Annotated in this window: 18 protein-coding genes, 1 pseudogene and 1 riboswitch; of the genes and pseudogenes, 12 read left to right on the top strand and 7 right to left on the bottom strand. The window is 73.6% G+C overall.

From position 1 onward, the window contains the following. Positions 1-53 precede the first annotated feature (53 nt). The 3 genes and pseudogenes from ACFYMU_RS08220 to ACFYMU_RS08210 form a co-directional block, all read right to left on the bottom strand. Positions 54-761 (bottom strand): annotated as a pseudogene (locus ACFYMU_RS08220) (GAF domain-containing protein); the annotation flags it as partial. A gap of 878 nt (positions 762-1,639) precedes the next feature. After that, a complete protein-coding gene (locus ACFYMU_RS08215) occupies positions 1,640-1,873 on the bottom strand; it encodes a ferredoxin (protein ID WP_388369682.1) in 234 nt (77 codons plus the stop codon). A gap of 3 nt (positions 1,874-1,876) precedes the next feature. Next, entirely contained in the window at positions 1,877-3,337 is a 1,461-nt protein-coding gene (locus tag ACFYMU_RS08210; protein WP_388369679.1) for an aldehyde dehydrogenase, read from the bottom strand. Between the two features lie 179 nt (positions 3,338-3,516). On the opposite strand from ACFYMU_RS08210, the gene ACFYMU_RS08205 reads away from it, so the two are divergent. Beyond that, positions 3,517-4,545 (top strand): MBL fold metallo-hydrolase, encoded by a 1,029-nt coding sequence (locus tag ACFYMU_RS08205; protein ID WP_388369676.1) that lies wholly within the window; start codon positions 3,517-3,519, stop codon positions 4,543-4,545. A gap of 126 nt (positions 4,546-4,671) precedes the next feature. Here the strand turns inward: ACFYMU_RS08205 and ACFYMU_RS08200 are convergent, their stop codons facing one another. Further along, positions 4,672-5,307, bottom strand: coding sequence for a hemerythrin domain-containing protein (locus tag ACFYMU_RS08200; RefSeq protein WP_388369673.1), 636 nt, complete (start codon positions 5,305-5,307; stop codon positions 4,672-4,674). Between the two features lie 289 nt (positions 5,308-5,596). Here ACFYMU_RS08200 and ACFYMU_RS08195 point away from each other — a divergent pair, with 289 nt between their 5' ends. The 7 genes from ACFYMU_RS08195 (at position 5,597) to ACFYMU_RS08165 (ending at position 13,861) form a co-directional block, all read left to right on the top strand. Then, entirely contained in the window at positions 5,597-6,709 is a 1,113-nt protein-coding gene (locus ACFYMU_RS08195; protein ID WP_388369670.1) for an ABC transporter substrate-binding protein, read from the top strand. Positions 6,710-6,804: 95 nt separating this feature from the next. Then, a riboswitch (cobalamin riboswitch) is annotated at positions 6,805-6,939 on the top strand. A gap of 110 nt (positions 6,940-7,049) precedes the next feature. Further along, on the top strand, positions 7,050-8,288 hold the full coding sequence (locus tag ACFYMU_RS08190) for a prenyltransferase/squalene oxidase repeat-containing protein (RefSeq protein WP_388369667.1): 1,239 nt from the start codon (positions 7,050-7,052) through the stop codon (positions 8,286-8,288). Continuing rightward, positions 8,285-8,941 (top strand): SCO2322 family protein, encoded by a 657-nt coding sequence (locus ACFYMU_RS08185; protein WP_388369664.1) that lies wholly within the window; start codon positions 8,285-8,287, stop codon positions 8,939-8,941. Before ACFYMU_RS08190 ends, ACFYMU_RS08185 begins: the two co-directional genes overlap by 4 nt. A gap of 2 nt (positions 8,942-8,943) precedes the next feature. Continuing rightward, on the top strand, positions 8,944-10,032 hold the full coding sequence (locus tag ACFYMU_RS08180) for a CbiQ family ECF transporter T component (protein ID WP_388369662.1): 1,089 nt from the start codon (positions 8,944-8,946) through the stop codon (positions 10,030-10,032). Continuing rightward, positions 10,029-12,050 carry an ATP-binding cassette domain-containing protein gene (locus ACFYMU_RS08175; protein WP_388369659.1) on the top strand — a complete coding sequence of 674 codons (2,022 nt, stop codon included), beginning with the start codon at positions 10,029-10,031 and terminating at the stop codon, positions 12,048-12,050. The genes ACFYMU_RS08180 and ACFYMU_RS08175 overlap by 4 nt, the downstream gene beginning before the upstream one ends. Next, a complete protein-coding gene (locus ACFYMU_RS08170; protein WP_388369657.1) occupies positions 12,047-12,922 on the top strand; it encodes an ECF transporter S component in 876 nt (291 codons plus the stop codon). Before ACFYMU_RS08175 ends, ACFYMU_RS08170 begins: the two co-directional genes overlap by 4 nt. 525 nt (positions 12,923-13,447) lie before the next feature. Beyond that, positions 13,448-13,861, top strand: a complete 414-nt coding sequence (locus ACFYMU_RS08165; RefSeq protein ID WP_388369654.1) for a transglycosylase SLT domain-containing protein — start codon at positions 13,448-13,450, stop codon at positions 13,859-13,861. Positions 13,862-14,115: 254 nt separating this feature from the next. On the opposite strand, the gene ACFYMU_RS08160 is transcribed toward ACFYMU_RS08165, so the two are convergent. After that, complete coding sequence (locus ACFYMU_RS08160) at positions 14,116-15,285, bottom strand: steroid 3-ketoacyl-CoA thiolase (protein WP_388369651.1); 1,170 nt, start codon at positions 15,283-15,285, stop codon at positions 14,116-14,118. A gap of 261 nt (positions 15,286-15,546) precedes the next feature. On the opposite strand from ACFYMU_RS08160, the gene ACFYMU_RS08155 reads away from it, so the two are divergent. Continuing rightward, a complete protein-coding gene (locus ACFYMU_RS08155) occupies positions 15,547-16,782 on the top strand; it encodes a cytochrome P450 (protein WP_388369648.1) in 1,236 nt (411 codons plus the stop codon). 237 nt (positions 16,783-17,019) lie between these two features. On the opposite strand, the gene ACFYMU_RS08150 is transcribed toward ACFYMU_RS08155, so the two are convergent. Beyond that, positions 17,020-19,200, bottom strand: coding sequence for a bifunctional glycosyltransferase 87/phosphatase PAP2 family protein (locus ACFYMU_RS08150; protein ID WP_388369645.1), 2,181 nt, complete (start codon positions 19,198-19,200; stop codon positions 17,020-17,022). Between the two features lie 527 nt (positions 19,201-19,727). Between ACFYMU_RS08150 and ACFYMU_RS08145 the strand changes: the two genes are divergently transcribed. Next, positions 19,728-20,402, top strand: a complete 675-nt coding sequence (locus ACFYMU_RS08145; protein WP_388369643.1) for an O-methyltransferase — start codon at positions 19,728-19,730, stop codon at positions 20,400-20,402. A gap of 14 nt (positions 20,403-20,416) precedes the next feature. Here the strand turns inward: ACFYMU_RS08145 and ACFYMU_RS08140 are convergent, their stop codons facing one another. Beyond that, complete coding sequence (locus tag ACFYMU_RS08140) at positions 20,417-20,812, bottom strand: hypothetical protein (RefSeq protein ID WP_388369640.1); 396 nt, start codon at positions 20,810-20,812, stop codon at positions 20,417-20,419. 118 nt (positions 20,813-20,930) lie between these two features. On the opposite strand from ACFYMU_RS08140, the gene ACFYMU_RS08135 reads away from it, so the two are divergent. Then, positions 20,931-21,335 (top strand): DUF1992 domain-containing protein, encoded by a 405-nt coding sequence (locus tag ACFYMU_RS08135; protein ID WP_388369637.1) that lies wholly within the window; start codon positions 20,931-20,933, stop codon positions 21,333-21,335. A gap of 83 nt (positions 21,336-21,418) precedes the next feature. Further along, a complete protein-coding gene (locus ACFYMU_RS08130) occupies positions 21,419-21,910 on the top strand; it encodes a GNAT family N-acetyltransferase (RefSeq protein ID WP_388369634.1) in 492 nt (163 codons plus the stop codon). The last annotated feature ends 62 nt before the right edge of the window (positions 21,911-21,972 follow it).

Here is a 21,972-nt window from a genome sequence, read left to right as displayed (position 1 = left end):
GCCTGCGCGATCAGGCCGCTGAAGGCGACGAGGGCGGTTCGTTCCTCCGGGGTGAAGACGTGGGGCCGCTCGTACCCCAGGACGCAGGTGCCGACGGGGCTCCCGGAGGCCAGCAGGGGCAGGTACGCCCACGCGGCCATGCCGTCGTCCACCTGTGCGCGGGCGGGATACGCCCGGGCGAGTTCCCGCCTGGAGGAGAAGAAGGACGGCTTGCCCTCGGTGAGTCCCACCACTCCGGGAGTGGTGGGCGAGCTGAGCGGTGTGCGCTCCAGAACCCTCACGGACCCCGGGGTGAAGCCGTGGTGCTGGATGATGTGCAGCCGGCCCGCTTCCGCCACGAGGAGCGCGGACGCCTGGGCCTCGAAGGCCTGCGCGAGCTGGTGGGCCACCAGATCGGCGACTTCCCGCACGTCGACGGCCTGGCTGAGGGCGCCGGACAGATGCATGAGGTGGTAGATCGCCCCTGGTCGAATGCGTCCGCCGAACTGATCGCCTCCGTACGGGTCGGGGCCCCGCGCCCGGTGTTCGCCGACGACGGGAGTGATGCGCACGCTGATGCCGGTGGAGTCCGGATGGAGCCGGAAGAGCAGGTCGAGCTCGGGGCGGCAGCGGGCGGTGAAAGAGGTCGTACGCCGGCTGACGATGGCGTCGCGGTAGTGCCGCTCGTACCGGGGCTCGTCCAGCCACGGCAGGGATTCCCAGGGACGGGTGCCGAGCAGGCTCTCCTTGGTGCCGAGGAGTGCGACCGCCGCCGGGTTCATGAAGGTGAGTCGCCCGTCGAGGTCGAGCGACACCGCGGCTTCCGGCACCCGGGCGAGGTGGTCCAGGGCCGCGAGCGCCTCGCCCCTGTCCACGGCCCCCGTACGCACGGGCGGGATCTCGCGCGGCTCGGCGGCCGGCACGAGGCGTTGCCCGGCCCGGTCGGCTGCCCGGAGGACGCGGACGCACTTCGCGACGGCCTCCTCGATCGTCCGCGTTTCCGCAGAACTGAGATCGGGTGGTCTTCCGGGCTGCCAGAACAGCACCATGCCGCCCCACGTCGCCTCCTCGTCGGCCAGCGGGACGGCCGCCATGGCGTACTGGTGCGGAAAGGTCAGGGCGCGCTGGGGATAGCGGCGCGCGTACTCCTCGCTCGACGGCAGCCATACCAGCTTGCGCTCACATACTGCCTCGATCAGCGGATCGGGGCTCTCCGAGGAGACGCGGAGATGCCACAGGGGCCGAACGAAGCGCGTCGGTATCCCCGTACCGCACTCCACGCTCAGGACTTCGCCGCCCGGCTCAAAGAGGTAGACGCCACCCCCCTGCGCGCCCAGACGCCGGATCGTGTCGACGAACGTCCGGTCCAGCAGTCGTCGCGCGGCGTCCGAGTCCAGGTCGGTGAGGTCACTCGGCATGGCGACTCCCGTTACGCCCTCCGCCCACGCACACGAAAAGACCTACGAGACGAGATCGGATGATCTTCAGGTCTTTCGACCTTCCGACCTTCTCGACCGTCGATGTCGGCCCCAGCGGAAGCCGAAGCTTCTCGCCAAAGTCGGCAACTCCGGTTGAGGTGCCTTTCTCGCCCCGTAGGCACTTACCAGGATATCCCTTCCAAAGCAGGACGGAAGCCCCCAGACCATGATTTTTTTCGCGACTACTCCTCGGGGGGAAAGACCGGCTCCCCGCTCCCCAGCACCGTGATCACGATCGCCTCCACCGGGCAGTTCTCCGCCGCCGCCAGCACCTGCTCGCCCGCGTCGGTGTCCGGCTCCAGGGGATGGGACTGGCGCGCGGAGTCCAGACGGAAGGCATCCGGGGCGTGGTTGACGCACTGCGCGGAGCCGATGCAGACCGAGCGGTCCACCTCGATGTGCCAGCGGTCGCCCATGCGCTACGCCTCCCCGTACCCGGCCGGCAGGTGGATCATCTTGTGCTCCAGGTACTCGCCGTACCCCTCGGGCCCGAACTCCCGGCCCAGGCCGGAGTTCTTGTAGCCGCCGAAGGGGCCGAGCATGTCGAGGCTGAAGGTGTTCACCGAGTACGTGCCGGTGCGCACCCGCCGGGCCACCTCGACGCCGTGCTCCACGTCCGCCGTCCACACGCTGCCGCTGAGCCCGTAGTCGGAGTCGTTCGCGATCTTCACGGCCTCGCTCTCGTCGCCGTACGGAAGCAGGCAGATGACCGGCCCGAAGATCTCCTCACGGGCGATCCGCATGGAGTTGTCGACGCCGCCGAAGAGGGTCGGCTCCACGTACCAGCCGCGGTCCAGGCCCGCCGGACGCCCGCCGCCGGCGAGGATCTTGGCGCCCTCCTCCTGGCCGATGCGGATGTAGTCGAGGTTGCGCTGCTGCTGGCGCCGGGCCACCAGCGGGCCGACCTGGGTCGCCGGGTCCAGCGGGTCGCCGACCGCCAGCGCGCTCGCCGCGGCGGCGAAGGCGTCGGCGAACTCGTCGTAGCGCGAGCGCGGCACCAGGATGCGGGTCTGGGCCACGCACGCCTGGCCGTTGTTCATCCAGGCGGCCTGGACGATCCCGGGCACGGCGGTGGCGAGGTCCGCGTCCGGCAGCACCACGGCCGCCGACTTGCCGCCCAACTCCAGCGTCACGCGTGTCAGATTGCGGGAGGCGACCTCCATGACGCGCTTCCCGGCCGCGACCGAGCCGGTGAAGGAGATCTTGTCGACCCCGGGGTGTCCGACGAGGTACTCGCTCACCTCGCGGTCCGCGGGCAGGATCGACAGCACACCCTCCGGCAGCCCGGCCTCGCGTGCGATCTCGCCGAGGATGTAGGCGTCCAGGGGCGACTCGGGCGACGGCTTGAGGACGACCGCGCAGCCGGTGAGCAGCGCGGGCGCGAGCTTCGCGGCGGCCACGAACTGCGGCACGTTCCACGGCACGACGGCCGCGACGACCCCGACGGGCTCGCGCCGCACGAGGATCTTCCCGAGGACGCCGTCGCGCCGCTCCTCGTAGGTGAAGTTCCGTGCGACCGTGATGGCCGCGTCCCAGACCATCATCGCGCCCAGCGCCTGCGCGAGGACGCTCCATGAGTACGGGGAGCCGTTCTCGGAGGAGATCACGCGGGCGATCTCCTCGTGCCGCACGGCGATCGCGTCCTTGATCCGGGTGACGACCTCGATCCGCTCGTCCAGCGTCATCCGCGGCCAGGGCCCCTCGTCGAAGGCCCGGCGCGCGGCGGCGACGGCCCGGTCGACGTCACCCCGGGCGGCGTGCGGCACCCGGCCGATGACCTCCTCGGTGTGCGGCGAGACCACCTCGATGACATCCGTGCCCAGGGGGTCGGTCAACTCCCCGCCGATGAACAGCTGTCCGTGTTCCACAAGCTCGGTCATGGCCGACTGCCTCCCGGGACTTCTCTGACGATCCATCAGATACCGAAACTGATACCAGTTCCAGTCGGCACAGTCCACGGGCGGGACGGAGGCGGAGTGCGCCAGTTGAAGGTCGACCGGGGCTACCTTCGGAACGTGTTCTAGTTATAGTTGACCGGAACACGGCGATTGGGGAGCCCATGGCACAGACGGCCGATCACGGCGGGGGCGTGCGGTCCCTCAGGGTTCCCATTCCGGACAACCCCCTCGGGCACACCCTGGTGTACGTCGTCGACACCGACCGGGGTCCGGTGCTGGTCGACACCGGCTGGGACGATCCGGGCTCCTGGGACGCCCTCAGCGAGGGGCTGGCGGAGTGCGGCACCTCACCCGCGGAGATCCACGGGGTCGTCGTCACCCACCACCACCCCGACCACCACGGCCTGTCCGGCGCCGTCCGCGAGGCGTCCGGGGCATGGATCGCCATGCACGCCGCCGACATCTCCGTGGTGCGGCGCACCCGGGAGAACCGGCCCGAGCGCTGGTTCGCGTACATGGCCGACAAACTCGCCACGGCCGGCGCCCCCGAGGAACACCTCGCCCCGCTGCGCGCCGCCCGTGGCCGCGCGAGCCTGCCGGGCCTCGCCCCCGCGCTGCCCGACCGCGAGATCGTCCCCGGCGAACTCCTCGACCTGCCCGGCCGCCGCCTGCGCGCGGTCTGGACCCCCGGGCACACGCCCGGTCATGTCTGCCTGCACCTGGAGGAGGACCATCCCGCCGGGCTCCCGGGCCACGGCCGCCTGTTCTCCGGCGACCACCTGCTCCCGGAGATCACCCCGCACATCGGCCTGTACGAGGACCCGGACGACACCACGGTGACCGATCCTCTGGGCGACTACCTCGACTCCCTGGAACGCATCGGCCGCCTCCGGCCCGCGGAGGTGCTCCCGGCCCACCAGCACCCGTTCACCGACGCGCCGGCCCGCGTGAACGAGCTGCTGGCGCACCACGAGGACCGGCTGACCGGCCTCCTGGCCCTGCTGACCACCCCGCTCACCCCCTGGCAGGTCGCCGAGCGCATGGAGTGGAACCGCCCCTGGGACCGCATCCCGTACGGCTCGCGGAACATCGCGGTCTCCGAGGCCGAGGCCCATCTGCGCCGGCTGGTCAAGCTGGGGCGGGCGGAGGCGGTGGCGGGCAGCGATCCCCTGACGTACGTGGCGGTTTGACCGGCGCGCGACACCTGCCGGGGACGGTCCCAGCCGCGGTCCCAGCCGCGGTCCCAGCCGCCCACGCCACCGGGGCCGCGGCGGTGGCGCTCCCGCGGTCAGGGGCCAGGGGCCAGCGGCCAGGGGTCAGTGCGGGGCCTTGCCGCCGCCGCGCGCCTGCTTCTCGGCCGCTTCCATCCGCTGGAACATCTCCCGGGCCCGCTCGGGCGGGAGTTCGCGGTCGAGGAGGGGCAGATAGACCTCTTCCTCCTTCGCGAAGTGCAGCGCGACGATCGCATGGAGGGAGTACAGAACGCGGCGCAGGTCCTCGCGGACGTCCGGGCCCGGGGCGGCCCGGTCCAGCCGGCCGCGGAGCCTGCCGAGTTCGGCGGTCAGGGTGCCGACCTGGGCGTGGTCGCGACGCATGGTGTCCGTCGCGCGCGTCTTCCCCCTGCCGGCGAGGAGGGAGTCCACCGTCGCGTACAGCACCCGGTCCTCGGCCACGGCGTGCGGGATCAGCCGTGTCGTGAGGAACGCGTACGAGGAGTCGGCCCGCTTGCGCTGCTCGTCCGGCGAGGCGGTGCCGACCGCCTCGGCCGCCGCGGCGAGCGCTTCGATCGACGGGACCAGCTCGCGATGCTCGGCGCGCAGCGGCTCGGTGACCGTGCCGCCGCTCGGCTGCGGCTCCGCGCCGCTTCCCGCGCCGGCCCATGCCCAGGCCGCGACACCCAGGGCGAGGGCTGCTGCGGAGGCTGTGACGGCGTTGACCCGATGTGCTCTCATGGCGCGACTCCTGCGGACCGCACTGCGTGACGGAAACGGAAGGCCACTCCCATCCTGTCCGAACAGCGCGCGAGGTGCGGGACGACGCTGCTCCATCCGGGGCGGTGACCGTGCGCGATGGGCAAGGACGGCTGAACGCTTGCCCGTCGGGGACGGCGGTGGATGCAATGTCCTGCATGCTCACGCAGGCGCCGCCCGCCACGGCGGGACGGGACGGACACGTGCCCCCGGGCCCGCCCCTCGGCGACGCGGACCTGCCACCCCATCGTCACGCGGGAGACGCCCACGTATGAACACCTCACCGTCGTCATCCGGAGCGGAGCGGGCTGACGGGCCGTCCGTGCAGATCGGCGCTCTCGTTCCGCTGACCCGGCCCGGCTGGGTCGAGGCGGGCCGGCACCTGCTTGCCGGACTCGAGCTGGCCGTTCGCGACGTCAACGGCGCCGGGGGGATCGCCGGAAGACCGCTGGAGCTGGTGGTCCGGGACACCGCGGCCGATCCGCAGCGGGCCGCGGCAGCGGTGGACGAACTGGCCCGCCTGGGCGTGGCCGCCCTGGCCGGGGAGTACCACAGCGTCGTCGCTCGCGCCGCCGCCGCCAGGGCCGACGCCCTCGGCCTGCCGTTCCTCTGCTCGTCGGCGGTGCTCGACGCGCTCACCGAACAGCCGACGGAGTGGGTCGCGCGCCTCTGCCCGGCGCAGTCCCACGGCTGGCGGATCTACGCGGACTTCCTCCTCGAGGCGGGCCACAGCCGCATCGCCGTGGTGACTCAGCCGAGCGTCTACTGGGCGTCGGGGACCCGCATTCTGCGGGAGTGTCTTGCCCCGCACGGCGGCACCGTCGTCGAACTCGACGCGGCCGCGCTCGCCCCCGCGGCCGTCCGCGACGCGCTCGTCGACCGTCGCGCGACGGCCCTCCTCCTTCTGGTCGGCCACCCGGAGCCGGCCGTGCCGATCGTCAGGTCCGTCCGCGGCGACCACCGCCTCGCCGAGATCATGATCGGCGCTCCGGCCGGGCAGCCGGAGTTCGCCCGATGGGCGGCCTCGCTGGGCGAGGACGGCTCGGCGATCCCGTTCTTGCGCTACCTGCCGGAGCGCCTCACCCCCCTCGGTGCGCGAGTCGGGACGACCCTTCGCGAGCGGCTGGGCGAAGGGCCCTCCTTCGTCGCCTTCGAGGGCTACGACACGGTCACCGTCCTCGCCGACGTGCTGCGTTCCCACGGCACGGACCGGGCGCGCATCGCCGCATCCTGGCCGCGCGTCGCCGTCGAGGGCACCCGCGGGCCGATCCGGTTCTCCCGGGTGCCGGGCGTCGGCGTGCGGCAATGGGCCTGGGCGCCGGTCCAGGTCGTCGACCGGGATCCGGCAAGCCCCGGTCGCTTCCGGATCCTGCACACCGGCTGAGGGAGCACCCGGGCCCGGCCGCCCGGATCCGCCGCACGCCCGGCCCCTGTCCGACGCCCGTCCCGCCATGGGGGACGGGCGGTCTGGGGGTCGTCCGTACCGGCCGCTAGAGTGAGCGGGTCGTCTCACTACCCGTACGAGGGGAAGCCGGTGCGAATCCGGCGCTGACCCGCAACCGTGAGCCGCTTCGGCGGTGAGCCGGAACACCTCGCACGGGATCGTGACTGGCTCACGCACACCGGCAGCCGCCGGTGCACGGCACCGTCGAGGTCTACGGAGCCGAGCCGCCCGGGGTGTCCCGTGCTGCCCGGCTCCCCGCAGGGAGAGGCACCCGCCGATCATGAACGTCCGCCGCAGCGCCGTGGCCCTGGCCGCCACCGCAGTGATCGGCGCCGCCGCGCCCGCCGCCGCCACCGGTCCGTCGCCGTCGCCGTCACCGGTGATCCCGTCGGGTCTGTACGGCAGCACCGACCCGACGTACGACGGCGTCTGGCGCCAGTCCCTCGCCCTGCTCGCACAGCACACGACGGGTGTGCGGCCCGCCGCCCGGGCCGTGGACTGGCTGGCCGGACAGCAGTGCGCGAACGGGGCGTTCGCGGCGTTCCGCGCGAACCCGGGCACGCCCTGCGACGCCAAGCTCATGGTCGACACCAACAGCACGGCCGCCGCCGTCCAGGCCCTCACCGCGCTCGGCGGACACGACGCGGCGACCGGCAAGGCCGTCGCCTGGCTGAAGTCCGTGCAGAACAAGGACGGCGGCTGGGGATACACGCCGGGCGGCGCCAGCGACGCCAACTCCACGTCCGTCGTGATCGGTGCGCTCGCGGCCGCGGGCGCGAATCCCGCACAGGTCCACGCGGACGGCGGCGACGGCACGACACCGCAGCAGCTGCTCGCGTCGTGGTCCGTACCGTGCGGCGGACACGGCGGGGGCGCGCTCGCCTACCAGCCGGACAAGCACGGGAAGCTGGCGCCCAACGCGGACGCGACGGCGGCCGGTGTGCTGGCCGCCCTCGGCAAGGGATTCGTGGCGTCGGCCGGGAAGGCACCGCGGCAGGAGTCCGGCTGCGCCGGCTCCGGCAAGCCGCTCACCTCGCGCGAGGTGGCGGCCAACGGCGCCGCCTACCTGGCCGGGGCCACGGCCGCGACCGGCCACCTCACCTCCGCACTGCCCGGCGCCGGTGACCAGCCCGACTACGGCAACACGGCGGACGCGGTGGTCGCGCTCGCCGCGCAGGGCCGGACCGAGGCCGCGCAGAAGCCCTACGCCTGGCTCGAGAAGAACTCCGCGCAGTGGGCGCGGCAGAGCGGACCGGCCGCGTACGCCCAGCTGATCCTCGCCGCGCACGCGATGGGCGCCGACCCCCACCGCTTCGGCGGCACGGACCTGGTCACCGCGCTCAACGGGACGGGTCCTGCCCCGCAGGCGGCCGAGCGGAGCGACGGCACCGGCAGGAACGCCCGGTCCGGCTCGGACTCGGGGCCCGCCGTCTGGTGGATCGTCGGCGTCGGCCTCGTCGCCGGCATCGGCGTCGGCTTCCTGTTGTCCGGCCGCACCAGGAAGCGGCGGCAGCCGTGATCCGCCGCGGTGCGACCGCCGCGGTCGTGGCCCTGCTGGTACTGCTGGCCGGGGGCCCGGCGCACGCCGTCGGCTACCGGTACTGGTCCTTCTGGGAGCGGCAGGGGCAGGCGTGGACGTACGCCACCCAGGGCCCGTCGACCGCGCGCCCCGCCGACGGGGACGTCCAGGGCTTCCGGTTCGCCGTCAGCCAGGACTCCCAGGACGCCGAGAAGCCGCGCGGGAGGGCGGACTTCGCCGCCGTCTGCGCGGCGACGCCCGCGCGGGACGGCCACAAGCGGGTGGCGCTGGTCATCGACTTCGGCACCGCGGCGGACGCCCCTTCGGACGAGGCCCCGCCGGCCCCGCGCACGGTCTGCGCCCGCGTCCCCGAGGACGCGACGACGGCGGACGCGCTGGCGGCGGTGGCCGAGCCGCTCCGCTACGACACCAACGCCCTGCTGTGCGCGATCGCCGGATACCCGGCCCGGGGGTGCGGCGAGCAGGTACGGGACACGGCGCCCCGGTCGACGGCGCCGCGGGGGACGGCGTCCCCGCGGACGGATCCGGGCACGCCGCGCCACGGCCCGTCCGTGGGGGTCCTCGTGGGCGCCGCCGCCGTGGCCGCCCTGGCCGCGGCCGCGATATGGCAGGCCCGCCGCCGCCGGAGCTGACGATGGCATCCCGTCCCCGCCGCGCCCGGCCGACGCTGCACGCGGGCGCCTGGTGGCTGTGGGCGCTCGGTCTCGCCACGGCCGCCACCCGCACCACCAACCCCCTCCTGCTGGGCCTCCTCGTCGCCGTGTCCGCCTACGTCGTCGCGGCGCGCCGCACCGCCGCCCCCTGGTCCCGCTCCTACGCGGCCTTCGCCCGGCTCGGTCTCGCCGTCCTGGCCGTCCGCCTCCTGTTCGCCGTGGTCCTCGGCTCGCCCCTGCCGGGCACCCACACCGTCCTCACCCTCCCCGAAGTCCCCCTGCCGCACTGGGCGCAGGGCATCCGCATCGGCGGCCGGGTCACCGCCGAGGCCCTCGTCTTCGCCCTGTACGACGGTCTCAGGCTCGCGACCCTGCTCGTCTGCGTCGGCGCCGCGAACGCCCTCGCCAACCCGGCCCGGCTGCTGAAGTCCCTTCCGGGCGCCCTGTACGAGGCGGGGGTCGCGGTCGTCGTCGCGCTCACCTTCGCCCCGCATCTCGTCGCCGACGTACGGCGCCTGCGTGCGGCCCGCCGGCTGCGCGGCCGTCCCGACCGGGGGCTGCGCGGGCTGCTGCAGGTCGGACTGCCGGTGCTGGAGGGCGCGTTGGAGCGTTCGGTCGCGCTCGCCGCCGCGATGGACGCACGCGGCTACGGCCGCACCGCCGACGTCCCGCCCGGTGTCCGCCGCACCACCACCGCGCTCACGCTGGGCGGCCTGCTCGGGGTGTGCGCGGGCACGTACGGGCTGCTCACCGCGGAAGGGGGCGGCTACGGCCTGCCCGTCCTGCTCGCCGGGCTGATCGCCGCGCTCGCCGGGCTGCGGCTCGGGGGCCGCCGGTCGCCGCGCACGCGCTACCGGCCGGACGTGTGGGACGCACGGGCGTGGCTGGTCGCCGGGTCGGGTGGCGCGGCGGCGGCGCTGCTGGCGGTGTCCGCGGCCACCGACCCGGCCGCCCTGCATCCCGGTGTCATTCCCCTCACCGCCCCGGCGCTTCCCCTGCTCCCCGCCGCGGCGGTGCTGCTCGGTCTGCTGCCCGCGTTCGTCACCCCTGCCCCCGAGGAGCCCGCGTGATCCGCTTCGAGAACGTCTCCGTGCGGTACGAGGGGTCGGCCGAACCCGCGGTCCAGGGCGTCGACCTCACGGTCCCGGAAGGCGAACTGGTGCTGCTCGTCGGACCCTCCGGGGTCGGCAAGTCGACGGTGCTCGGGGCGGTGAGCGGGCTGGTCCCGCACTTCACGGGCGGTACCCTGCGCGGCCGGGTCACGGTGGCCGGGCGCGACACCCGTACCCACAAGCCGCGGGAACTGGCGGACGTGGTGGGCACGGTGGGGCAGGACCCGCTGTCGCACTTCGTGACCGACACGGTGGAGGACGAACTCGCCTACGGCATGGAGTCGCTGGGGCTCGCCCCGGACGTCATGCGGCGGCGGGTCGAGGAGACCCTGGACCTGCTCGGGCTGGCCGCCCTGCGGGACCGGCCGATCGCCGATCTGTCCGGTGGGCAGCAGCAACGCGTCGCGATCGGCTCGGTGCTCACTCCGCACCCGAAGGTCCTCGTCCTGGACGAGCCCACGTCCGCGCTGGACCCGGCGGCGGCCGAGGAGGTCCTGGCCGTGCTGCAACGGCTCGTCCACGACCTCGGCACGACGGTCCTGCTGGCCGAGCACCGGCTGGAACGGGTCGTCCAGTACGCCGACCGGGTCGTTCTGCTGCCGGCCCCCGGCGCCCGTCCCGTCCTCGGCACCCCGGCGGAGGTGATGGCCGTCTCCCCGGTGTACCCGCCGGTGGTGGACCTGGGCCGACTGGCTGGCTGGTCGCCGCTGCCCCTGACCGTCCGCGACGCCCGCCGCCGCGCGCAGTCCCTGCGCGAACGGCTCGCGAACCCCACACCAGCGGACCCGCAGCGGCCACGACCCGCGAACCAAACACCCGCGAACCCGCAGGAGCCGACCCCCGCGGGCCCCGCGCCCGCCGGCGGGCGGCAGCCGGGCCCCCCGGACACCACACCCGCGGACGCCCAGCAACCGGGCTCCGCGGGCCCCACACCCGACGACCGGCGGCAACCGGGCCCCACGGACGCCACACCCGCGAACCCGCAGCAACCGGGCTCCGCGCGCACCACACCCGACGACCGACGACAGCCGCGCCCCACGGACACCACACCCGCGGACCCGCAGGAGCCGACCCCCGCGGCCCCCGCGCCCGCGGGCCCCGCGCCCGCCGGCGACCCGGGATCCCGGCCGGACGAGGGCGGGCGTTCGTGCAGCGCCGGGGCTCCCGTCCGCCGTCGGTTCCTGCGCCGGCGCAGCGCCGCCCCGGCTCCCTCGACGCCCTGTCCTCCCGCGGTCGTGACGGCCCTCGCCGTCCGCCGCGGCCGCGTCGAGGCCCTGCGCCACGTCGACCTCGCCGTCGCGCCGGGCGAGACCGTGGCGCTGATGGGGCGCAACGGCGCCGGGAAGTCCACGCTGCTCGCCGCACTCGTCGGGCTCGTCGAACCGGCCCGCGGGTCCGTCCGCGTCGGCGGGGCGGCGCCGCACGGCACCGCACCCCGCGACCTGGTGCGGCGCGTGGGCCTCGTACCGCAGGAGCCGAGGGACCTGCTGTACGCGGACACGGTGGCCGCCGAATGCGCGGCTGCGGACCAGGACGCGGCCGCCGCCCCCGGCAGCTGCCGGGCGCTGGTGGCCGAGCTGCTGCCGGGCGTGGCGGACGACGCGCATCCCCGGGACCTGTCGGAGGGGCAGCGGCTGGCCCTCGCGCTCGCCGTCGTCCTCACCGCCCGGCCCCCGCTGCTGCTCCTGGACGAGCCGACGCGAGGGCTGGACTACGCGGCGAAGGCCCGCCTCGTGGCCGTGCTGCGCGGGCTGGCCGCCGAGGGGCACGCCATCGTGCTGGCCACCCACGACGTGGAGCTGGCCGCCGAGCTCGCCCACCGTGTGGTGATCCTGGCGGACGGCGAGGTCGTCGCCGACGGTGCCACCGCCGAGGTGGTCGTCGGCTCGCCCGCCTTCGCGCCGCAGGTGACGAAGGTGCTGGCGCCGCAGCGGTGGCTCACGGTGGCCCAGGTCCGTCAGGCGCTGTCGTCATGACGTCCCGCCGCCCCCGCCCCGCCGCCCCGCCGTCCGAGCGCTCCCGGCCGCGTCCGGGCACCGTCGCCCAGGCCCGTGCCGTCCGTCTCGGTCCCCGTTCCCTCGCCGCCCTGGCCCTGGTGAGCGCGGTCGGGGCCGCGGGTTTCCTCTGGCCGCTGTTCGCCGATCCCTCCTCACAGCTCGGGACGCACACCCAGGACGCTCCCTGGTTGTTCGCGGGGCTGCTCCTGCTGCTCGTCGCGGTCGTGGCGGCGACGATCTCCGAGTCGGGACTCGGCGCGAAGGCCGTGGCCATGCTCGGCGTGCTGGCCGCGACGGGCGCGGCCCTGCGGCCGATCGGCGCCGGGACCGCCGGCATCGAGCCGATGTTCTTCCTGATGGTGCTGAGCGGGCGGGTGCTCGGGCCGGGGTTCGGCTTCGTGCTCGGCGCCGTGACGATGTTCGCGTCGGCGCTGCTGACGGGCGGGGTCGGTCCGTGGCTGCCGTTCCAGATGCTGGCCATGGGCTGGTTCACGCTGGGCGCGGGGCTGCTGCCGGGTGCCGACCGGCTGCGGGGGCGGGGCGAGCTGGTCATGCTCGCCGGCTACGGGTTCGGGGCCGCGTTCGTGTACGGCACGGTGATGAACCTGGCGGGCTGGCCCTTCATGGGCGCGCTCGCCTCGGGCATCGCCTACGACCCGCACGCCGGGCTCGCCGCCAACCTCGCCCGCTTCCTCGCGTACTGCACGGCCACGTCGCTGGGCTGGGACCTGGGCCGTGCCGTGGTCACGGTCGTGCTGACGTGCTCCCTCGGCCCCGCCGTGCTCAAGGCGCTGCGCCGGGCGACCCGGCGTGCGGCCTTCGAGAGCCCGGTCACCTTCGAACCGCGGTAGCGCGTGCCGTCGGTCACCTGTCCGCCTCCCGCCTGTGACCCCGGCCACCGCCCAACTCCCGCGCGTGCGGCGCCGGTCACATCCGTACCCGTCCATGGCGTGACCCCGGCCACAGCCGGGCCGAGACCTGGGTCACACCGTGACCGGCCCGCCTGCGACCGGGGTCACACCGCTTCGCTGCGGTGCGCAGTGCTTCGACGGCGATCCGTGACCGAAACCGTGAGGAGCCCCACGTGACGGGGGTCACCTACGAGGTGGGGTCGTAGATCCAAGTTCATGACATGTCCGCGTCAATCTGCCCTCTGACCTGGGCAATGAGAGCCACGTCACACGAGCGGCGCTCACCGCGAATGCGGCCACCACTAGTAAAAGGGGTCATTGCGGACGTTTCGTTCAGCTGCTTCTCTGGATCTCGTCGACAGGCGCCGACAAGCCCACCGGGCCCGACGCCCAGGCAAGCCCCCACCACCTTCGCGTGGTTCCGGCATGCCGCGACACCCCCGTCCCCGACCGAAAAGGTGCCCCGTGTCCGTCTCCTTCATCCGTCGCATCGCCTCCCCGAAGAAGGCCATTGCCGCCGCCGCCATCGCCGCCGCCACGACCGGCATGGTCCTCACCTCGGCCCCCGCTCAGGCCGCCACCACCTCGGCTTCCTCTGCACAGGCGATCGCGCACAAGATGATCCCGGACGCCGCGCAGTACGAGGCATTCAACAAGATCGTCTCTCACGAGAGCGGCTGGAACGTCCACGCCACCAACTCGTCGTCCGGCGCCTACGGCCTGGTCCAGGCGCTGCCCGGCTCGAAGATGGCGTCCGCCGGCTCCGACTGGAAGCACAACCCGGCCACCCAGATCAAGTGGGGCCTGGACTACATGAACTCCCGCTACGGCAGCCCCGCCAAGGCGTGGAACTTCTGGCAGACCCACCACTGGTACTGATCGGGCCCACACCCCGGAACAGCCCCGAAGGCGGCGGTCCCCCCGGACCGCCGCCTTCGGGCGCTCCACCTCCGGAAGGGGTGGGGTGGCTAGTGCCCCAACAGGCAACGTTCGCCCCGTCGCGGCGTCCGGCACGCACTCTCGCCGCACCGGGCACAAGCCCACGTACATCCAGTACGAGGACTTGCACCCGGCACACCGAGAGCACGCACCGGACGCCGCTCCTTGGCGGGCGAACGTTGCCTGCCGGGGCACTAGAGGCGCTGGATGATCGTGCCGGTGGCCAGGGCGCCGCCCGCGCACATCGTGATCAGGGCGAACTCCTTGCCGGTGCGCTCCAGTTCGTGCAGCGCCGTCGTGATGAGCCGGGCGCCCGTCGCTCCGACCGGGTGTCCGAGCGCGATCGCGCCGCCGTTGACGTTCACCTTCTCCAGGTCCTGTTCGAAGACCTGCGCCCAGCTCAGCACCACCGACGCGAACGCCTCGTTGATCTCGACGAGGTCGATGTCCTTCAGCGTCATGCCCGCCTTCCCGAGCACCGCGCGGGTCGCGTCGACCGGCCCGTCCAGGTGGAAGTGCGGGTCGGCGCCGACCAGCGCCTGCGCGACGATCCGTGCCCGCGGGCGCAGCTTCAGCGCCCGCGCCATCCGCTTCGACGCCCACATGACCGCCGCCGCGCCGTCGGATATCTGGGAGGAGTTGCCCGCCGTGTGCACGGCCGTCGGCATGATCGACTTGAGTGCGGCAAGACCCTCCATCGAGGTGTCCCGCAGCCCCTCGTCCCGGTCCACGAGCCGCCACATGCCCTGTCCGGCCCGCTGCTCCTCCTCGGTCGTCGGCACCTGCACCGCGAACGTCTCGCGCTTGAAGCGCTCCTCCGACCAGGCGATCGCCGCCCGCTCCTGCGAGACGAGCCCGAGGGAGTCCACGTTCTCGCGGGTCAGACCCCGGCGCCGGGCGATCCGCTCCGCCGCCTCGAACTGGTTCGGCAGGTCCACGTTCCACTCGTCCGGGAACGGCTTGCCCGGCCCGTGCTTGGACCCCGAGCCGAGCGGCACCCGCGACATGGCCTCGACGCCGCAGCTGATCCCGATGTCGATGACGCCCGCCGCGACCATGTTGGCCACCATGTGGGACGCCTGCTGCGAGGAGCCGCACTGGCAGTCCACGGTCGTCGCCGCGGTCTCGTACGGCAGTCCCATGGCCAGCCAGGCCGTGCGCGCCGGATTCATGGACTGTTCGCCGGCATGCGTCACCGTGCCGCCGACGATCTGTTCGACGCAGTCGGCATGGATGCCGGTGCGGCCGAGCAGTTCACGGTAGGTCTCGCCCAGCAGATAGGCGGGATGCAGATTGGCGAGCGCGCCACCGCGCTTGCCGATGGGAGTGCGTACGGCTTCGACGATCACGGGTTCCGCGGCCATGGGGGGCTCGTCCTCTCCTCGGTCACCCGCGCGGCGCGGGCGTCCCGGCCCACCCGCCACGCAGAACTAGTACGCGTTCTAGTTATGCGTGCAGTCTGCTGACACTGCGTCCGCAACCGCAAGGGTCTTGCAGCCTCGGAAGTCGTGATCTGCACGAATCCCCCACGCAATTCGGGACGTCGCACCCCTTGCGACTTGTAGAACCCGTTACTACCTTCACGGAAACTTCCTGATGGTCCGTCAGAATGGTGGGAGTCGCCGATGCCCTGTCCCGCGCTGCCCGACGGGTTCGACTTCACCGACCCCGATGTGCTGCACCACCGCGTCCCCCTCCCGGAGTTCGCCGAGCTGCGCCGGGTCGAACCCGTGCACTGGATACCCCAGCGAGCCGGCCTCGCCGGCTTCCAGGACGAGGGGTACTGGGCCGTCACCCGGCACGCGGACGTCAAGTACGTCTCCACGCACCCGGAGATCTTCTCCTCGTACCTCAACACCGCGATCATCCGCTTCAACGAGCACATCGAGCGCGACGCGATCGACGCCCAGCGCCTGATCATGCTGAACATGGACCCGCCCGAGCACACCCGGGTGCGCCAGATCGTGCAGCGCGGCTTCACCCCGCGCTCCATCCGGGCCCTGGAGGAGAGGCTGCGCGCCCGCGCGTACGCCATCGCGCGGGGCGCCCTCGCCCACCGGGGACCCTTCGACTTCGTCACCGAGGTCGCCTGCGAACTCCCCCTCCAGGCCATCGCCGAGCTGATCGGGGTCCCGCAGGAGGACCGGACGAAGATCTTCGACTGGTCCAACAAGATGGTCGCCTACGACGACCCCGAGTACGCCATCACGGAGGAGGTCGGGGCCGAGTCGGCCATCGAGATCATCGCCTACGCGATGAACATGGCCGCCGACCGCAAGCAGTGCCCGGCCAAGGACATCGTCACCACCCTGGTGGCCGCGGAGGACGAGGGCAACCTCACCTCCGACGAGTTCGGGTTCTTCGTGCTGATGCTGGCCGTCGCCGGCAACGAGACCACCCGCAACGCGATCACGCACGGCATGCACGCCTTCCTCACCCACCCCGACCAGTGGGACCTCTACAAGCGGGAGCGTCCCTCGACCACGGCCGAGGAGATCGTCCGCTGGGCCACCCCGGTGGTGTCCTTCCAGCGCACGGCCACCCAGGACACCGAGCTGGGCGGCCGGCAGATCAGGAAGGGCGACCGGGTCGGCCTGTTCTACTCCTCCGCCAACCACGACCCCGAGGTCTTCGACGACCCGGGCCGGTTCGACATCACCCGCGACCCCAACCCGCACCTCGGCTTCGGCGGCGGAGGCCCGCACTACTGCCTCGGCAAGTCCCTGGCGGTGCTGGAGATCGACCTCATCTTCAACGCCATCGCCGACACGATGCCGGACCTCAGGCCGGCCGGCGACCCGCGCCGTCTGCGCTCCGCCTGGATCAACGGTGTCAAGGAACTGCGGGTGACGGCCGGCTGACACGCTCGGGCCGCCGGCATCCCGGCGCCGTCGGCCCGTCCCGGGGGGGGGCAGGGGCACCCCCTGCGCCCCGCCCCTGCCTCCCCCGGCCATGACGGCGCGCGGCGACCGGACGACGACCGGACGGCGACCGGACGGCGGCGACCGGCCGACAGGCAGCGTCCGCGGGCAACCAGACGGTCGGCTCCGGGTGTGCGCCGGCAGGACACCCCACTGCCGCCGCGCGTCCGGACGCGCTCATGTGCTGCCGTTCGGGCCGATGATGTCCTCCCGAGAGGCCGAGGTGGTCCCCCTCGCGCACGTCGGTCCGGGCTGTGCCGACAGTCCGCCCGTCGGGCGGGAGGTGTCGGGGCGGTGCCACTGCCCGGGAAGCCCCGGAGCCCTCGCACACCCGTCGCCCCGCGGCCGTCCGGCGACGGGCCCGTGCTCGCTCTCCCGGCAGGGCGCGAGCACCGCCCGCGGCCCCGACAGCAGCCGTGTGAGCGCGAAGCCCGCGCCCACCACGGCCGCGCCGCCCGCCGCGTCCAGCACCCAGTGGTTGGCGGTGGCCACGATCGCGGAGACCGTGCACAGCGGATGGAGCAGGCCCAGCGCCTTCACCCGCCGTCGGGGGGCCAGCGCCGCGATCACGACGCCGCACCACAGGGACCAGCCGAAGTGCAGGGACGGCATGGCGGCGTACTGGTTGGTGACCGCCGTCATCACCCCGTAGTCGGGCCGCGCGAAATCCTGCACGCCGTGCACGGTGTCGATGAAGCCGAATCCCGGCATCAGCCGCGGCGGGGCGAGCGGGTAGAGCCAGAAGCCGAGGAGACCGAGCAGCGTGGCGAAGCCGAGCGAGGTGCGCGCCCACCGGTAGTCCGCCGGCCGACGGGCGTAGAGCACACCGAGGACGGCCAGCGGGACCACGAAGTGGAACGACTCGTAGTAGAAGCCGAGGAAGTGCTCCAGCCGCGGCACCGTCACCACCGTCCGGTTGGCCCAGTGCTCGACGTCGATGGACAGGGCCTTCTCGATCGCGTGGATCTCGTGCCCGTGCGCCTCCGCGGTGGCCCGGCTGCCGGTCGCGGTCAGCCGCACCCAGGAGTAGGCGGCGTAGCAGAGCCGGATCAGCAGCAGCTCGAACAGCAGGTTGGGGCGGCTGAGCACACGCCGCCACAGCCGCGCCGACGGCACCCGGGAGGGCCGGGCCGGCACGGGCGGGGCGTACACGGCGGGCCGCGGCGACCGGTAGGCGGGGGACGCGCGCTCCAGGAACGGCACGGCGCAGGCGGCGGCCAGCGCCGCCAGCAGGATGACGTTGTCGCGCAGCGGGTGCAGCGCCGCCGTGTTCGGGATCAGGGTCTTCGCCGGCAGCGTCATCACCAGGACCACGGCCAGCGGCCACACGTACCGGTCGGAGGTGCGGCCGCCCACCCTCCCGACCACCGCAGGCAGCACCCACAGCAGCTGGTGCTGCCAGGTCGTCGGCGACACGGCCACCGCCACACAGCCGGTCACGGCCACGGCCAGCAGCGGTTGGCCGTCGCGCGCGTACCGCACGGCACGGCGCAGGCCCACGGCGGCGACGGCCGCACCCAGCACCAGGAAGAGGCCGATCTCCAGCGGTCCGGTGAGACCCAGCCGCAGCAGCGCGCCGTGCAGGGACTGGTTGGCGTGGTCGTCCGCCTTGCCGCCGAGGCCCACGCCCACCGGATGGTGCGCCCAGTAGGTGTACGAGTCGTGCGGCATCGCCGCCCAGGCGAGGGCCGTGCACAGCGCGAAGGTGACGGCGGTGGAGGCGGCGGCCCGGCGGCGGCCGGTGAACCACGGCAGCGGCGCGAACAGCAGCAGGGTCGGCTGCAGCGCCGCTCCCACCCCGATCAGTACGCCGCTCCGGCGCTCCCCGCGCGCCACGAGACAGCCGAGCAGGACCAGCAGGACCGGGATGATGCTGGTCTGTCCCAAGTGGATGGTGTCGCGCACCGGGAGCGACAGCATCAGCAGGCTGATCGCCACGGGAGCGGCGAGCAGCGAGGTCCGCCGGCTCACGGGCTGCGGCAGGGCCCGCGCGGCGACCAGGCCCAGCGCCACGACCAGCAGGAGCGTGCCGAAGGTCCAGGCCCAGCCGAGGGCCTGCTCGGCCGATCGGACGAGCGGGGTGAGGACCAGTCCCCCGAAAGGGGTACCGGTGAAACGGGTCGAGTCGTACAGCGAGCCGTTGAGGTGCAGCACGCCGCCGGCTCCGACCCAGGTCTCCGGATCGGTGAGGCGGTCGCCCCTGGGGGTGCGCAGGACGGCGGCGACCTGCCGGGCCGCGAGGAGTGCGGCGAGCAGCCACATGCCGAGGCGGACCGCAGCCAGCCTCGATGTCGCCGTACCCGTGGCCCCCGCTGCCAAGACACTGCCCGTCCGCCCGCCGTGTTCCACCTTCGCCACGCCCCGTCGACCCTCCCGCCCCGTGCGTCCCCTATGTCATCAGTTGTCCGAACCTTATGAGTTCGGCGGGACCCTCGGCGCGAGACGCGGGCGACCGTCGCGACCACCACGGGTGCTCACGGGGGCGCGTTCCGACCGTCGCACCGGCGCCGGGTCCGGCCCACCGGCCGCACTCACCGCGGCCCGACAGCCGACGGCGCCGGGTGCCGCGGTGCCGGCCGCCGGGGCCCTGACGGCCGCGCTGCGGCGTCACACGGGCGGCACGGGGTGGCGCGGGGTGGCGCGGGGCGGCACAGGGCGGCACGGGGTGGCAGGGGTGGCACGGGGTGGCGCCTCCGCCGCCCCTGCCCTGCACGCCGGGCGCCCGCGCGGCGCGCGAGGGTCGCCATCACCTCGCCCGATCGGCTGACGCCCCTCGATCGGGTGATCTCCGCGCCCGCGGTGCCTCACCCCGGCTATATTCGTTAGCGGCCCTACTTAGCCTCTCTAACTGCTCTCTGTCCGGACACGCCGGAAAGGCATGATGCATGAGCACGGCACAACAGCTCTGGGACGACGTCGACGCCTACTTCACCTCGCTGCTCTGCCCCACCGACGAGGTGCTCACCGCGGCCCTGCGGGACAGCGACGCGGCCGGACTCCCGGCCATCAGCGTCGCGCCGAACCAGGGCAAGCTGCTCCAGCTCCTCGCCCGGCTCCAGGGCGCGCGCCGCGTCCTGGAGATCGGCACGCTCGGCGGCTACAGCACGATCTGGCTGGGCCGCGCCCTGCCCGAGGACGGCCGGCTGATCACGCTCGAGTACGACGCCGGGCACGCGGAGGTCGCCCGCCGCAACCTCGCGCGGGCGGGCCTGGAGGGGATCACCGAGGTGCGCGTCGGCCCCGCGCTGGAGTCGCTGCCGAAGCTCGCCGAGGAGCGGCAGGAGCCGTTCGACCTGGTCTTCATCGACGCGGACAAGGCCAACAACGCGCGCTACGTGGAATGGGCCCTGAAGCTCACCCGCCCCGGCAGCCTGATCGTGCTCGACAACGTGGTGCGCGGCGGCCGGGTCACCGACGCCGGCAGCGAGGACCCCAGCGTGCGGGGCACCCGGGCCGCGCTCGAACTGATCGCCACGCACCCGCGGCTGAGCGGCACGGCGGTCCAGACGGTGGGCACCAAGGGGCACGACGGGTTCGCCCTGGCGCGCGTCCTGGACTGACCCGCCGGGCCCCGCTACACCTCGTGGAAGAAGCCCACGTTGACGCTGCGGGGGGCCGTGCGGTCCTGGATGATCAGCTCGCCCGAGCCGCCGCGCGGGAGCTTGGCGGTGCCGCCGTACGGCAGGGGCTGGGCGGCGAGGCCGGCCAGGGTCAGCAGTACCTCGGAGGAGGGCTCGGCGTGCGAGCCGCGCAGCCAGGTGACCTGCCAGCCCCCGTCGGGCCCGCACTGGAACTCGAGGTGGACGCGCGAGACGAACAGCCAGTCGTCCGGAGTGGCCAGCCGGCACACGGACTTGTCCCTGCCCACCCGCAGCACAGAGCCCGGGTCGCTGGGGGCGTCGGCCATCAGCATCCCGGCCGTCGCCCCGGCGTCCTCCCCGGACACCGAGGCCATGGTGAGTTCGAGCACGTGCGCTCCTCCTGAGTGCGGCGGTCAAGTGGTCCGCGGGCGGCCCGTACGGTGTACCGCCTGCGGAATGATAATTCGCCCGATCACCCCGTCGGGTGACATCCGGCACAATGGATCCATGACCGAGCGCAAGCCACCCGGCGTCAGCTTCGAGTCCTATGCCGACCAGCAGATCCGCGACGCCGAGGCGCGCGGGGAGTTCTCGAACCTCCCCGGCGCGGGCAAGCCGTCACCGGCCCTCGCGGAGACGGAATACGACGAACTGTGGTGGATCAAGCGGAAGATGGCCCGCGAAGGGATCGCGGTGCTGCCGCCGACACTGGCGCTGCGCAAGGAGGCGGAGGACACCCTGGCGGCGGCCGCGGCGGCGCCCTCCGAGCAGGTGGTGCGCCGGCTGGTCGAGACCCTCAACGCGAAGATCCGCGCCATGATGTTCCAGCCGCCGCCCGGCCCGCCGCTGGGCCTGAAGCCGTACGACGTCGAGGAGATCGTCCGGGACTGGCACGAACGCCGACAGGGGTGAGGACGCCCGCCCCCGTCCTCGCACAGCCGCGCCCCCGATATCCGGTTGCGTTCCCCGCCCGGTCCCTTCCGACAATGTCCGCCATGACCTGGACCGTTGCCCCGGAGCCCTACGATTCCCCCGTCGCCGCCGCCCTCTGGCGGGCGTACTACACGGAGGTCAGCGACCGCTGGTACCTCCTGCACGAGGGGCGCCGCACCGACCCCGCGGAACTGGAGCGCGAGATCGCCGCGGACACCGGCGCCTCTCTGGCCCCGCCGTGCGGGGTGCTCATGGTGGCGCGGTACGAGGGCAAGCCGGCGGGCACCGCGGGCGTCCGTCTGACGGACCAGGACACCGCAGAACTCAAGCGGGTCTTCGTGCACCGGGAGTGGCGCGGCAAGGGCGGCGCCCCGCTCCTCGTGTCCGCCGCCGAGGACGCGGCCCGGGCGCTCGGCGCGCGGCGGATGGTGCTCGACACCCGCCACGACCTGGTGGAGGCCCGCGCCCTGTACGCCCGCCTCGGCTATGCGGAGACCGACCCGCACAACGACCAGCCGTACGCGGAACACTGGTTCGGCAAACAGCTGTCGTAGCGCCCCAGGGGCAACCCTAGGCCCTGTCGTTTGGATCATCCCGGCGTCGCGGGGTGGCGCCG

It is taken from the genome of Streptomyces sp. NPDC007264 (assembly GCF_042869095.1).
GTDB lineage: Bacteria > Actinomycetota > Actinomycetes > Streptomycetales > Streptomycetaceae > Streptomyces.
This window is presented reverse-complemented; position numbering and strand designations above follow the sequence as displayed.

Coding starts and splice junctions, on each gene's coding strand:
- ACFYMU_RS08215 (WP_388369682.1), bottom strand. CDS start 1,873: ATGGGCGACCGCTGGCACATCGAGGTGGACCGCTCGGTCTGCATCGGC.
- ACFYMU_RS08210 (WP_388369679.1), bottom strand. CDS start 3,337: ATGACCGAGCTTGTGGAACACGGACAGCTGTTCATCGGCGGGGAGTTG.
- ACFYMU_RS08205 (WP_388369676.1), top strand. CDS start 3,517: ATGGCACAGACGGCCGATCACGGCGGGGGCGTGCGGTCCCTCAGGGTT.
- ACFYMU_RS08200 (WP_388369673.1), bottom strand. CDS start 5,307: ATGAGAGCACATCGGGTCAACGCCGTCACAGCCTCCGCAGCAGCCCTC.
- ACFYMU_RS08195 (WP_388369670.1), top strand. CDS start 5,597: ATGAACACCTCACCGTCGTCATCCGGAGCGGAGCGGGCTGACGGGCCG.
- ACFYMU_RS08190 (WP_388369667.1), top strand. CDS start 7,050: ATGAACGTCCGCCGCAGCGCCGTGGCCCTGGCCGCCACCGCAGTGATC.
- ACFYMU_RS08180 (WP_388369662.1), top strand. CDS start 8,944: ATGGCATCCCGTCCCCGCCGCGCCCGGCCGACGCTGCACGCGGGCGCC.
- ACFYMU_RS08170 (WP_388369657.1), top strand. CDS start 12,047: ATGACGTCCCGCCGCCCCCGCCCCGCCGCCCCGCCGTCCGAGCGCTCC.
- ACFYMU_RS08160 (WP_388369651.1), bottom strand. CDS start 15,285: ATGGCCGCGGAACCCGTGATCGTCGAAGCCGTACGCACTCCCATCGGC.
- ACFYMU_RS08155 (WP_388369648.1), top strand. CDS start 15,547: ATGCCCTGTCCCGCGCTGCCCGACGGGTTCGACTTCACCGACCCCGAT.
- ACFYMU_RS08145 (WP_388369643.1), top strand. CDS start 19,728: ATGAGCACGGCACAACAGCTCTGGGACGACGTCGACGCCTACTTCACC.
- ACFYMU_RS08135 (WP_388369637.1), top strand. CDS start 20,931: ATGACCGAGCGCAAGCCACCCGGCGTCAGCTTCGAGTCCTATGCCGAC.
- ACFYMU_RS08130 (WP_388369634.1), top strand. CDS start 21,419: ATGACCTGGACCGTTGCCCCGGAGCCCTACGATTCCCCCGTCGCCGCC.